This is a genomic window from Mesorhizobium sp. M0018 (genome assembly GCF_040323955.1).
Classification (GTDB): Bacteria; Pseudomonadota; Alphaproteobacteria; order Rhizobiales; family Rhizobiaceae; genus Mesorhizobium.
Window position 1 is genome coordinate 46,007 of the sequence record NZ_JAMYVL010000015.1, and the last position, 11,965, is coordinate 57,971.

The window sequence follows — 11,965 nt, forward strand, 5'->3', positions numbered from 1 at the left end:
CAAGGGGGGGATTGGCAGCGCCCCTACACCGTCCGCTGCCTGCCCTCGACCGCAGCGTCTTCCCGCGCCTTCAGCGCCTTCTCGATCTCGCGCTTCAGCTCGTCCTTGATCGCCACCGTCTCTGCCATCAGCGCCTCGACCTTCATGAAATCGAGCACCCGGTATTTCGAAACGGCCGGCCGGATCAGAATGTCGGGCCGGCTCTGGTTCAGCTTGCTGGCGATGATCGACTGCATCATCAGCTGCGTGGCGCCGAACATCAGGTCGACGGAGGTCGGGAATTTGCGGCCGGCCTCGGTCGGCGCGCCGACCACGTCGACGGCGATGATGATGTCGGCGTCGAGCTCGATCAGGTCGAACGGCACGGGATTGTAGATGCCGCCGTCGATCAGCAGCCTGCCGTCGCGCATCACCGGACGGAACACCGCCGGGATCGCCGCCGAGGCGGCCAGCGCCGAATGCAGCTCGCCTTCGTCGAACACGGCGAGCTTGTGGCCATAAAAGTCCGTTGCCGTCACCTTCAGCGGTATCTTCAATTCGGCAAAGGTCTCGGGAATGGCGTCGGGCAGGAACGCCTTGAGGATGCGCTCGACATTGAACTGGCTGACCCGCAGGCCGCCCTGCATCGCCTCGGCAAAAGTGCCGGGCCGCGCCCGCCACATGCGCGTCGCCACTTCGGCGCGGCGGCCGAGGATCGAGCGCGTATAGTCGTGGATGTCCTTGCCGGTCATGCCCGAGGCCATGCCGGCGCCCATGATGGCGCCGATCGACGAGCCGGCAATTGCCGCCGGCCTTATGCCCAGCTCGTCCAGCGCCTCGATGACATGGATATGCGCCAGCCCACGCGCGCCGCCGCCGCCAAAGGCGATGCCGAAGCTAGGGCTCATCCCTTGTTGGCCGCGCCGAGCTTCGGCCCGACCACCATGACGGCCGGCTCGGCGGAGAGCAGCTTTTTCGCCACCGCTTTCACCTGGTCCAGCGTCACCGCGTTTATCAGGGCGGCGCGGCGCTGCATGTAGTCGATGCCGAGCTTGCCGAGCTGGATCTCGACCAGCGTTGAGGCGATCGCGCCGGAGGAATTCAGATTGTTTATGGCATAGGCGCCGATCATGTATTTCTTGGTCGCGGCCAGCTCGGCTTCGGTCGGCCCCTCCTCGGCCATGCGCTTGACCACGTCGCGCACCACGGCCAGCGTCTCGGCCGCCCTGTCGGCGCGGGTCGAGGTGGTGATGGACAGCGCCTCGGAATGCTGGTGGTCGACGAGGTCGGAGCTGACGCTGTAGGCCAGACCGCGCTTCTCGCGCACCTCGTCGAACAGCCGCGAGGTGAAGGTGCCGCCGCCGAGGATCTCGTTCATCAGCACCGCGGCGAAAAAATCCGGCGCATTCCGCTTCACGCCGGGATAGGCGAGTTGCAGCGAGGCCTGCGGCTGGTCGTAAACGACCTCGAGCTGCTGGCCGAGCTTCAGCTCGATGTCGGGAACGGGCGTCAGCGCCTGCTTTTCCGGCAGGCTGCCGAACACCAGGTCGAGCTTCTGCTTCAGCGTCTCGGCGTCGATGGCGCCGACCACCGCGACATGCAGGCCGTCGCGGGCGAAATTCGCCTTGTGGAAGGCGGCGAGATCGGCCGGCGTGATCGTCGCGATGCTTTGCCTGGTGCCCTGGTCGGGCCGCGCATAGGGATGCCTGCCGTAGATCGCTTCCAGCCATTTACGTTGGGCGAGCGTGTCGGGATCACGCTCGTTGGCGATGATGCCGGACAGGATTTGCGCGCGGATGCGGTCGATCGGCACCTGGTCGAAGCGCGGCTGGTTGACCGCCACGCGCAGCAGGTCGAAGGCGCCGTCGCGCTGGTCGGCCAGCATGCGCATCGAGCCGTAGATGCCGTCGCGCTGCGCCTCGAAGCTCATCTCTGCACCGACGTCGTCGAGCTTGATCTGGAAGGCCTCGCTGTCGAGGTTGCCGGCACCTTCGTCGAACAGGCCGCTCATCAGATTGGCAAGCCCTTCCTTGCCGGGCGGGTCCTGCGTCGCGCCGCCATCGAAAACGAAGCGGATAGCGACGATCGGCACCGAATAATCCTCCACCAGCCAGGCGGTGATGCCCTTCGACGAGGTCACCTCCTGGATGTTCATGGCGGCGCGAGCGGAAAGCGCCGGCAGGAGGAGAAAGACGAGGGAGAGAATGAGGGTGGCCAGAAGAGGGCCGGCGCGCCAATTGCCAAGGTCGGCGCCGCCCCTCATCGCCCTGCCGGGCACTTCTCCCCGTATAGTGACGGGGAGAAGGGGCTGGCCGCTGTCCCGGCGCTCGCTCTGCAAACGCTGAAGATTGGCGAAACCGTCGATGACGGCGCCCCTCTCCCCGTCCGTATACGGGGAGAGGATGCCGGCAGGCAGGTGAGGGGCGGCGCCGACGCTCAAACTCATCATCAAATCAATTCCCAGCCTGGGTTTGCGGCAGAAGATAGCCGGTCGTTGCGTGGTCGAGATTGAGATAGCGGGCAGCGACTTCCTTGACCTGGTCGGCGGTGACCTTGCGGATGCGGTCCGGCCATTGCTGGACGTCCTGGACGTTGCCGCCTGTGGCGAGCGTCGAGCCGTAGATGTTGGCCATGTCCTCCTGCTTGTCGCGGGCAAAGATCATCGAGCGTACGAAACGGTCCTTGGATTTTTCCAGCTCGTCGCTGGTGACGCCGTCTTTCGCGATGCGGGCGATCTCGGCGTCGACCGCGGCCTCGATGTCGGCAAGCTTGGCATCGCCGCGCGGCGCGCCGTAGACGGTGAAATTGGTGTCGTCGAGCATGGTGCCCTGGAAGAAGGCGCCGGCCTCGGCGGCGATGCCTTGCCTGACGACAAGCTCCTGGTAGAGCCGGCTGCGGTTGCCGCCGCCGAGGATTTCGGACAGCACGTCGAGCGCTTCGGCTTCGCCGGGCTTTGCCGTGTGATAGGACGGGACCACCCATTGCGTGGTGAAGCTCGGCACGCTGACACGCCCGTCGGTCAGCGTCACCGTGCGCCTGGTGTTCTGCTCCGGCTCGACCGGGCGGATGCGCGGTGGCAGATCCGGGCCGCGCGCGATCTTGCCAAAGGTCTTTTCGGCCAGCGCCTTAACCGTTTCCGGCTCGACATCGCCGGCCACCACCAGCACGGCGTTATTGGGTGTATAATATTTGTTGTAGAAAGCCATCGCGTCGGTGCGGTTCAGCTTCTCCATCTCCTGCATCCAGCCGATGACCGGAATGCGGTACGGCTGGTTCTGCCACAGCGTGGCGTCGATTTCCTCGTCGAGCACTGCCTGCGGATTGCTATCGATGCGCGAGCGGCGCTCCTCGAGGATGACGTCGCGCTCGGTTTTGATGACGTCGTCGTTGAGGATGAGATTGCGCATGCGGTCGGCCTCGAACCTCATCATCTCACCGAGCGCCTGAGGCACCACCGTCTCGTGAAAGGCGGTGTAGTCGTAGGAGGTGAAGGCGTTGTCCGAGCCGCCGATGGCGGCGACGGCACGGTCGAGCTCGCCCGCCGCATGGTTGCTGGTCGCCTTGAACATCAGATGCTCGAAGAAATGGGCAATGCCGGACTTGCCCGGCGGCTCGTCGGCGCTGCCGATCTTGTACCAGACCATATGGGTGACGATGGGGGCGCGGTGATCGGGGATGACGACGACCTCCATGCCGTTGTCGAGCAGGAAATCGGTCACCACGCCATCGTCAGGATTATTATCCGCCAGAGCCGGCGCGGCCATCACCAGAGCCAGTCCCAAGAGCGTTCCGCGCAGCCATTCAGCCTGAAATGTCATAGATGGCTCCGGTTTGTGGTGGGACGATAGGCGGGGTTGCTGGTCGAGGCAAAGCGAATTGTTCGTCATTTTGAAGGCGCCACCGTGGAAGCCGAACTCAGGCGGCCTCGATGAACCGGATGACCGTCTCGCCATAGTTGCGCTCGTCGACAACCGAAAAGCCCGGCCCTGCCTCGAACGGCGCCGCCGCCGCTTCCTCGACGACGCAGAGCGCGCCAGGGGCGAGCCAACCACCGGCCTTGGCCGAGCGCAACGCACGTTCGCCAAGGCCTTTGCCATAGGGCGGATCGGCGAAGACAAGGCCGAATGCGGCGATGGTGCCTGCCTCGCCCAAGCCCGTCGCGTCGCGGCGGAATATCTTGGTGCGGCCGGTGAGGCCGAAGGCCTCGACATTGGTGCGGATCAGGCCGCGCCCTTCGGCGGATTCTTCGATGAAGACAGCGTAGGAGGCGCCGCGCGAAAGCGCTTCGAGGCCGAGCGCGCCGGTGCCGGCGAACAGGTCGAGCACGCGCGCGCCGTCCAGTTTTTCAGGAAAGCGATGCGCCAGCACGTTGAAGACCGCCTCACGCGTGCGGTCGGTGGTCGGGCGGATGGCAAAGGTGCCGGGCGTCGCCAGCGGACGCCCGCGAAACTCACCGCCGACGATCCGCATTGCTTCCCTTCGGGCCGCCGCGCGGCCGGTCGCCACCGCCATCCGGGCGCTCGCCGCGCGGTTTGCCGAACGGCTTTGCACCGCCGCCTTGCGGCTTGCCGCCGGGCTTGCCGTAAGACGGCTTGAACGATGCCTTGCGCGTCTTGTTTTCCGCCGCCTTGGCGGCGTCTGCCTCCGCCCTGCCCTTGCCGATCGGCCGTGCGCCCGGCGCCATCCAGACATTGGCCTTGCGCTGGCCCGGCGGCTCGATCGGCCGCTGCTCGCGTTCGGATTTTTTCCCACCGAAGCCGCCACGAGGCTTGTCGCCACGGGGTTTGTCCCCGAAGTCGCTGCGTTCAGGTCTGGGGCCACGCTCGCCAAAGCTCTTTTTTGGCCCAAAGCTCCTGTCAGGGCTTGTCGACAGCTTGCCGAGCGCTTCGTCGCGGCTGCCTTCGCGCCGCTTGCGGTTCTTGATCAGGCCGCCCTCGCCGATCGGCCGGCGTTCGCCGTCGCGGGTGAATTTCGGCCGCTCGGGCTCCTCCTCGCGCTCACGCCTGACCGGCTTGTTGGAAAACGGCTTGGCGATATCGGCATCGAAATTGGCGCCGGACTCTTCGACCAGGCGCTCGCCGAGCTGGTCGCGCAGCACGCGGCCCTTGATCTCCAGCACATGGCCTTCCGGCAAATCGTCGAGCTGGAACGGCCCGTAGGAAATGCGGATCAGCCGCGTCACGTCGAGACCGAGCGCGCCCAGGATGTTCCTGACCTCGCGGTTCTTGCCTTCGCGCAGGCCGAGTGTCAGCCAGGCGTTCGAACCCTGCTCGCGGTCGAGGGTCGCTTCGATGGCGCCGTAAAAGACACCGTCGACGGCAATGCCTTCGCGCAGGCCGGCAAGCGCGCTTTCCTCGACCTTGCCGTGAACGCGCACGCGGTAGCGTCGCAACCAGCCGGTCGCCGGCAGTTCGAGCACGCGCGACAGGCCGCCATCATTGGTGAGCAGCAGCAGGCCTTCGGTGTTGATGTCGAGCCGGCCGATGGTCATCAGCCGCGGCAGCCCGGGCGGCAGCACATCGAAGACGGTCTTGCGGCCTTCGGGATCGCGGTTTGTCGTGACCACGCCGGCCGGCTTGTGGAACAGGAACAGCCTGGTGCGCTCGATCGGCGGGATCTCCATGCCGTCGAGATGGATGATGTCGTCGGGCATGACGTTGAAGGCCGGCGAGGACAACACCTTGCCATTGACCTTGACGCGGCCGGCCGCAATCAGTTCCTCGGCGTCGCGGCGCGAGGCCAGGCCGGCACGCGCCAGCCGCTTGGCAATGCGTTCGCCGGCTTCTTCCGCTGCCTCGACACGACGCGGGCGCGGCTTGAAGCCGCCTTCCGATGCCACCTGTGCCCTTTGTGCCCCTTGCGGTCGATCGCCGCCAAAATCACGCCTGGGGCGATCACCGAAGTCACGCTTGGGACGGTCGAAGCGCCTCTCGCCGCCCTCGACTTCGGCAGCTGCCGGCCGGTCGCCGCGCGCTGCGTAAGGCTTGCGCGGACCTTCGCGCTTTTCATAGGGCTTGCCCTCCGGACGCGGCCCTTTGCTGAACGGCCTGTCGCCGCCTTTGAAGTCGCGCTTCGGCCGCTCGCCTTCGGCAGTTGCTGGCCGGTCGCCGCGCGGTGCATAAGGCTTGCGTGGACCCTCGCGCTTTTCATAAGGCTTGCCTTCCGGACGCGGCCCTTTGCTGAATGGCCGGTCGCCGCCTTTGAAGTCGCGCTTCGGCCGTTCGCCTTCGGCCGCCGCCGGCCGGTCGCTGCGCGGAGCGTAAGGTTTTTTGGCGCCGAAGGACGGCTTGCCGCCCTTGCCGGGAGCGCTATCGCGACCGCGCGGCCCCGCCGGTTTCGGGCCGGCCTTGCGCGGGAATTTCTTGTTTTTGTCGTCCATGTGGCCTTTGCTCGTTTGCGCGGGTAGTAACAGGATCGCGCTCTAGTGGCGAGGAGATAATCGGAATGGAAACCGCGTGAAGCGGCAGGATTTCATGGCGCTGGCGCTTAAAGAAGCCGAAGCCGCCGCCCTGCGTGGTGAAGTGCCGGTTGGCGCGGTCGTCGTCGGCGGCGATATGGTCGTTGCGAGTGCCGGCAACCGCACCCGCGAGTTCGCCGATCCGACCGCCCATGCCGAGATGCTGGCGATCCGCGAGGCCTGCCGCAAGCTTTCCAGCGAGCGGCTCAGCGGCCACGATCTCTATGTGACGCTGGAGCCGTGCGCCATGTGCGCCGGCGCCATCTCCTTCGCCAGGCTGCGCCGCCTCTATTTCGGCGCTGCCGACGAGAAGGGCGGCGCAGTGGTCAATGGCGTTCGCTTCTTCACGTCACCGACCTGCCACCATGTGCCCGACATCTATCCGGGCATCGCCGAGAACGCTGCAGCAGCGCTGCTGAAAAACTTTTTTCGCGAGCGACGCGGACCCTGATTTTCTGGTCCGGCAGACGGTCCAAATCCAAGTCACCGAATCCAGGCGAGAAGGTCTCTAGCGCCGTCAGTCTACCAGGGCAGCCAGTCGAACATGCCGCTGCTTTTGCTCTTGGCGGCCGCCTCCTTCTTGAGGCGTCGTTCCTTCTTGTACTCGTCCTCGCCGAGGTCGCCCTGCGGCGCGGTGGCGGCGGCAGCGCGGTATTGCACCGGCGGCTCGCTCAGATATCTGCGGGTGGTCGGGTCGCCCTGTTTGCCTTCAGCCCGGCGGCGCATGATTTCCGCGGAGCGGGCCTTGTCCGAATCGGCCGGAGACCAGGCTGGCGGGTGGCTCGAGCCCGACTGCTTCAGCGCGGCCTTGACCGACGCCGGATCCGTCTGCACGTCATCGATGACCTGCGCCTGGTAGGCCGGGTCGTCCTGATGCAGGGTGGCATCGGCGCGCAGGCGGGCACGGCGCTGCTCCGGCGATTCGGGCCATTCGGCACTCGCCGTCTCGATGCTTTCCTGCGGCGGCGGCAAGACTTCCTTCTGCCCCGGCCCCGGCTTCACCAGCGTGGGGCGCGGCTTGTAGTCGATACTATCCTTGCGCTTGGGTGCGAAGGAAAAAGCCCCGGTGAGGTCGCCGGCAAGCTGCGCGCCCGCGGTCTTGTCGGTTCCGTAAGTGGGCGAGCCCATGCAGCCGGACAAAGCGAGGCCCGATACGACAAGCGGCGCCAGCAGCGCAACGCGCGCGTAAGTTCTCTCGGTCATGCCAAAAAGTCCCACTGTAGACAGCCTCTCGATTGCCGCCGGCCAAAGAAAGGTCCGGTCCCCATCGCCTATGCTCTTCCGACGGAATTCCGGCGACAATTTGTCGTCCGGAGTTTCGCGTGTTTACCTCAACCACTCGTTAAGGGCAACGCGCGGGGGCCGATCGGCCGCCCGCCGTGGCATTTGTGCACCGCCTTAAAGACGGCTCAAAGCCTTCAGCTCATGCAGAACAGCGGCGTCACGGGCCGAAACATCCGGGAATTCCGGATCTGAGCCGACATCGGCGGTGTAGCGCCAGGAGCGCGCGCACTTCACCAGGCCACGGTCCTCCGCCTTCTCGACGACCACGGCGACGCCCTTGACGTCGTCGAGGGTAAAGCTGCCCGCCGACGCCTTGCCGTGCACGATTGCCAGATCGCTGGTGATCGCCATCTCGGCCATATCGACATCGGCGATCGCCGCTTCGAGCACGGCATCGTCGAGGGTAACGACCGGCACCGCTTCCAGCGAAGAGCCGATGACCTTCTGCGCGCGGGCAATTTCCAGCGCGCCGGTGACGACACGGCGAACCTGCCGAACCTTGCGCCACTTCTCCGCCAGCGCTTCGTTCCTCCAGTCCGCCGGGATTTCCGGGAACTGGTCGAGATGCACGGAGACCGCATCCGGATGACGGTCGAGCCAAGCCTCTTCCATGGTGAAGGGCAGCATCGGCGCCAACCATTTCACCAGGCAGTCGAAGAGATGGCGCACCACCTGCACTGAAGCCTTGCGCTTCACGCTGGAAGGCGCTTCGCAGTAAAGCGCGTCCTTGCGGATGTCGAAATAGAAGGCCGACAGCTCTACCACCATGAAGTCGAGCAGCGCGCGGGTGATGCGCTTGAATTCGAACGCGTCGTAGCCCGAGCGTACGACCTCATCGAGTTCAGCGAGCCGGTGCAGCATCAGCCGCTCCAGTTCAGGCATCTTATCCAGCGGCACCTCCTCGCCATCGTCGTGGGCGAGCGTGCCCAGCATCCAGCGGATGGTGTTGCGCAGCTTGCGGTAGGCGTCGATATTGGTCTGCAGCACGTTCTTGCCGAGCCGCTGGTCTTCCCAATAATCGGTCGTCACCACCCACAGCCGCAAGATGTCGGCGCCGGACTGCCTGATGACGTCCTGCGGTACGACGGTGTTGCCGAGCGACTTCGACATTTTCCGCCCCTCCTCATCCATGGTGAAGCCATGGGTGACGACGGTGTCGTAGGGCGCCCTGCCCCTGGTGCCGCAGCTTTCGAGCAGCGAGGAGTGGAACCAGCCGCGATGCTGATCGGAGCCTTCGAGATAGACGTCGGCCGGCCATTTCAGGTCGGGCCGGTCCTCAAGCGTGAAGGCATGCGTCGAGCCTGAATCGAACCAGACATCGAGGATGTCCATGACCTGCTGCCATTTCGAGGCATCGTGATTGCCGAGGAACCGCTCCTTGGCGCCGGCGGCGAACCAGGCGTCGGCGCCTTCTTTCTCGAAGGCGTCCATGATGCGCCGGTTGACTGCCTCGTCGCGCAGCACATTGCCGTCGGCATCGGCAAAGACGGCGATCGGCACACCCCAGGCGCGCTGGCGCGACAGCACCCAGTCGGGGCGCTCCTCGATCATGGCGCGGATGCGGTTCTGGCCGGCGGCGGGCACGAAGCGGGTATCGTCGATGGCTTTCAGGGCGCGGCTGCGCAGCGTCGTGCCGTCGCCAAGTTCCTTGTCCATATAGACGAACCATTGCGGCGTGTTGCGGAAGATGATCGGCTTCTTCGAGCGCCAGGAATGCGGATAGGAGTGCTTCAGGCGGCCGCGCGCGAACAGCGCGTTGCGCTTGATCAGCTCGTCGATGACAGCCTGGTTGGCGTTGCCCTTCTTGCCATTGTCGTCGATGACGCGCGCCGCTCCACCCTCGCGGTCCGGGCCAAAGCCCGGCGCGTCCTTTGTGAAGAAGCCGGCATCGTCGACGGTGAAGGGGATCGCGGTGTCGATGCCACGCTGGCGAAGATCAGAGGCAGCATCCATCCAGGCGTCGAAGTCTTCGCGGCCATGTCCCGGCGCGGTGTGGACGAAACCGGTGCCGGCATCGTCGGTGACGTGATCGCCGGCGAGCATCGGCACGGGGAAATCGTAGCCGCCACCCAGAGCTTTGAGGGGATGCGAAAGCGTAAGGTTTTCAAGCTCTTCGGCGCCAACGCTGCGAAGCCGATTCAGAGTGACCTTGGCCTTCGCGGCAGCGTCGTCCGCAAGCTTCTCGGCAAAGATCAGCTTTTCGCCGGGCTGAGGACCAAAGGCGTTCTCGGCCGCCGTAACCTCGTAGAGACCATAGTTGATGCGCGGCGAGTAGTTGACGGCGCGGTTGCCGGGGATCGTCCACGGCGTCGTCGTCCAGATGACGACGTTGGCATCAAGCAGATCGAGCGACGTCTGCGTCAGCTTGGGATCAAGGGCTGGCTGCCCATCCTTGATGTTGATGACCTGGCGAGCGAGGCTGACGACCGGAAACTTCGCCCAGATCGTGTCCGACTCATAGTCCTGGTATTCGACCTCCGCCTCGGCCAGCGCGGTGCGCTCGACCACACTCCACATCACCGGCTTGGAGCCGCGATAGAGCTGGCCGGACATGGCGAATTTCAGCAGCTCGCCGGCGATGCGCGCCTCGGCATGGAAAGCCATCGTCGTATAGGGATTGTCGAAGTCGCCGACGACGCCGAGCCGCTGGAATTCGGAACCCTGCACCTTGATCCAGTGCGCCGCAAACTCACGGCATTCCTGCCGGAACTCGTTGACCGGCACCTCGTCCTTGTTCTTGCCCTTGGCGCGGTACTGCTCCTCGATCTTCCATTCGATCGGCAGGCCGTGGCAATCCCAGCCTGGTACATAGTTCGAGTCATAGCCGCGCATCTGGAACGAGCGGGTGATGACGTCCTTGAGGATCTTGTTCAGTGCGTGGCCGATATGGATGTTGCCATTGGCGTAGGGCGGGCCGTCGTGCAGCACGTATTTTTCGCGGCCGACTGCGTCTTCGCGCAACTTGCGGTAAAGGTCCATGTCCTGCCAGCGCTTGACCAGCAGCGGTTCCTTTTCCGGCAACCCGGCGCGCATCGGGAAATCCGTCTGCGGCAGGTAGAGCGTTTTGGAATAATCGATCGTCTCGGCGGTCTCGGTATCAGTCATTCGTCTGCCATATGCGTTGCCGGCGGCAAAAGAGCCCGGGCGTTGAACTATCATGATCTGGAAAAAGCGCGAGAGGCCGCGCGCAAGATTCCCGGCGGCTCCGGCGGCGGTCAGGCCGCCCGGAGCACCGGGCCTGTAATTCGTATCGCAGGCGCGAGAAGGCGCGAAAAGCTCGTCATGGCTGGGCTTTTAACCGAGACAGGCGATATTGAAAAGCCCGAACTCTGATGCTTCCTTGCGGAAGGTGCCAATTGCGCATACATTTGTAGGCAAATGGCAAGCAGAATGGCCTGCAGTGCCAAGGAAACAATTCATGTCGGTCGCAGCAAGGGCAATTCGCGCAACACACGACTTTTCCGTCCCTACGGACAAGATCGATCATCTGCGCAGTCTGGGTTTCAGTAGCGAAGAACTCTATCGTATCGTTGCCCCCCGCCGCACGCTGGCGCGTCGCAAGGAACATGCCGAGCCGCTTTCGCCAGCTGAATCCGACCGCGCCCTGCGCCTTGAACGCATCGCCGAGCAGGCGGATCGGGTATTCGGTAGCCATGAGAAAGCCCAGCGTTGGCTGAGAAGCGAGATCATAGCATTGGATGGTGCAAGGCCGATCGATCTCCTTGAGACAGAGACCGGCGCCCACGTCGTTTCCGAAGAGCTTATCCGTATCGACTTTGGCATGCTTGCCTGACGATGCGCATCTGGCGCATCTCCAATTTCGCGGATCTCTCGGGTCGTGGCGGAACGCTCGTTGATGGAAGATGGAACAGGCGCGGAATGCCCATCGTCTATTGCACCGACCACCCTTCGACGGCACTGCTGGAGATACTGGTGCATGCGACGCGCGAAACCGTTCCGGAAACCTACCAGCTTATCGAAATCGACGTTCCGGACGGAATAGAAATGACCGAACCGGTTATCCATGACGGCTGGGACAAGGACATGGAATCAACACGGCGACAGGGCACGGACTTTCTCTCCGCCAATCGTTACGCGCTCATGAAAATTCCTTCGATCATAATGCACAAGGCAAACAACTATCTGCTCAACCCGACCCATGACGATGCGTCACGCATTACGATTGCGGGCCTATACCATTATCCGTTCGACAGCCGTTTGATCAAATGAGCCGACGCCCGCCCG

At 64.4% G+C, this 11,965-nt stretch carries 11 protein-coding genes; 4 read left to right on the forward strand and 7 right to left on the reverse strand.

Annotated elements, in window-relative coordinates; translation table 11 throughout:
• Window positions 1–23: 23 nt before the first annotated feature.
• The 5 genes from NKJ81_RS20915 to NKJ81_RS20935 all read right to left on the reverse strand — a co-directional run bounded on the left by NKJ81_RS20915 (window position 24) and on the right by NKJ81_RS20935 (window position 6,358).
• The gene (locus NKJ81_RS20915) at window positions 24–887 is read right to left on the reverse strand and encodes a patatin-like phospholipase family protein (protein ID WP_352541582.1); all 864 of its coding nucleotides are present in this window, start codon (window positions 885–887) and stop codon (window positions 24–26) included.
• Window positions 884–2,242: a M16 family metallopeptidase gene (locus NKJ81_RS20920; protein ID WP_352541660.1), complete on the reverse strand. Its 1,359-nt coding sequence runs from the start codon at window positions 2,240–2,242 to the stop codon at window positions 884–886. Before NKJ81_RS20920 ends, NKJ81_RS20915 begins: the two co-directional genes overlap by 4 nt.
• A 190-nt stretch (window positions 2,243–2,432) precedes the next feature.
• Complete coding sequence (locus NKJ81_RS20925) at window positions 2,433–3,797, reverse strand: M16 family metallopeptidase (RefSeq protein ID WP_352541583.1); 1,365 nt, start codon at window positions 3,795–3,797, stop codon at window positions 2,433–2,435.
• A gap of 97 nt (window positions 3,798–3,894) precedes the next feature.
• Window positions 3,895–4,449, reverse strand: a complete 555-nt coding sequence (rsmD, locus tag NKJ81_RS20930; protein ID WP_352541584.1) for a 16S rRNA (guanine(966)-N(2))-methyltransferase RsmD — start codon at window positions 4,447–4,449, stop codon at window positions 3,895–3,897.
• Window positions 4,430–6,358 carry a pseudouridine synthase gene (locus NKJ81_RS20935; protein ID WP_352541585.1) on the reverse strand — a complete coding sequence of 643 codons (1,929 nt, stop codon included), beginning with the start codon at window positions 6,356–6,358 and terminating at the stop codon, window positions 4,430–4,432. Before NKJ81_RS20935 ends, rsmD begins: the two co-directional genes overlap by 20 nt.
• A 76-nt stretch (window positions 6,359–6,434) precedes the next feature.
• Between NKJ81_RS20935 and NKJ81_RS20940 the strand changes: the two genes are divergently transcribed.
• The gene (locus tag NKJ81_RS20940; RefSeq protein WP_352541586.1) at window positions 6,435–6,887 is read left to right on the forward strand and encodes a nucleoside deaminase; all 453 of its coding nucleotides are present in this window, start codon (window positions 6,435–6,437) and stop codon (window positions 6,885–6,887) included.
• 71 nt (window positions 6,888–6,958) lie between these two features.
• Here NKJ81_RS20940 and NKJ81_RS20945 read toward each other — a convergent pair whose 3' ends face one another.
• Both NKJ81_RS20945 and ileS read right to left on the reverse strand, forming a co-directional pair.
• The gene (locus tag NKJ81_RS20945) at window positions 6,959–7,639 is read right to left on the reverse strand and encodes a hypothetical protein (protein ID WP_352541587.1); all 681 of its coding nucleotides are present in this window, start codon (window positions 7,637–7,639) and stop codon (window positions 6,959–6,961) included.
• Window positions 7,640–7,834: 195 nt separating this feature from the next.
• Complete coding sequence (ileS, locus tag NKJ81_RS20950; RefSeq protein WP_352541588.1) at window positions 7,835–10,825, reverse strand: isoleucine--tRNA ligase; 2,991 nt, start codon at window positions 10,823–10,825, stop codon at window positions 7,835–7,837.
• A gap of 42 nt (window positions 10,826–10,867) precedes the next feature.
• Here ileS and NKJ81_RS20955 point away from each other — a divergent pair, with 42 nt between their 5' ends.
• The 3 genes from NKJ81_RS20955 to NKJ81_RS20965 all read left to right on the forward strand — a co-directional run bounded on the left by NKJ81_RS20955 (window position 10,868) and on the right by NKJ81_RS20965 (window position 11,950).
• Complete coding sequence (locus tag NKJ81_RS20955; RefSeq protein ID WP_352474531.1) at window positions 10,868–11,053, forward strand: hypothetical protein; 186 nt, start codon at window positions 10,868–10,870, stop codon at window positions 11,051–11,053.
• A gap of 85 nt (window positions 11,054–11,138) precedes the next feature.
• The gene (locus NKJ81_RS20960; RefSeq protein ID WP_254817430.1) at window positions 11,139–11,513 is read left to right on the forward strand and encodes an Xre family toxin-antitoxin system antitoxin; all 375 of its coding nucleotides are present in this window, start codon (window positions 11,139–11,141) and stop codon (window positions 11,511–11,513) included.
• A gap of 2 nt (window positions 11,514–11,515) precedes the next feature.
• Window positions 11,516–11,950 carry an RES family NAD+ phosphorylase gene (locus NKJ81_RS20965; RefSeq protein WP_352541589.1) on the forward strand — a complete coding sequence of 145 codons (435 nt, stop codon included), beginning with the start codon at window positions 11,516–11,518 and terminating at the stop codon, window positions 11,948–11,950.
• The last annotated feature ends 15 nt before the right edge of the window (window positions 11,951–11,965 follow it).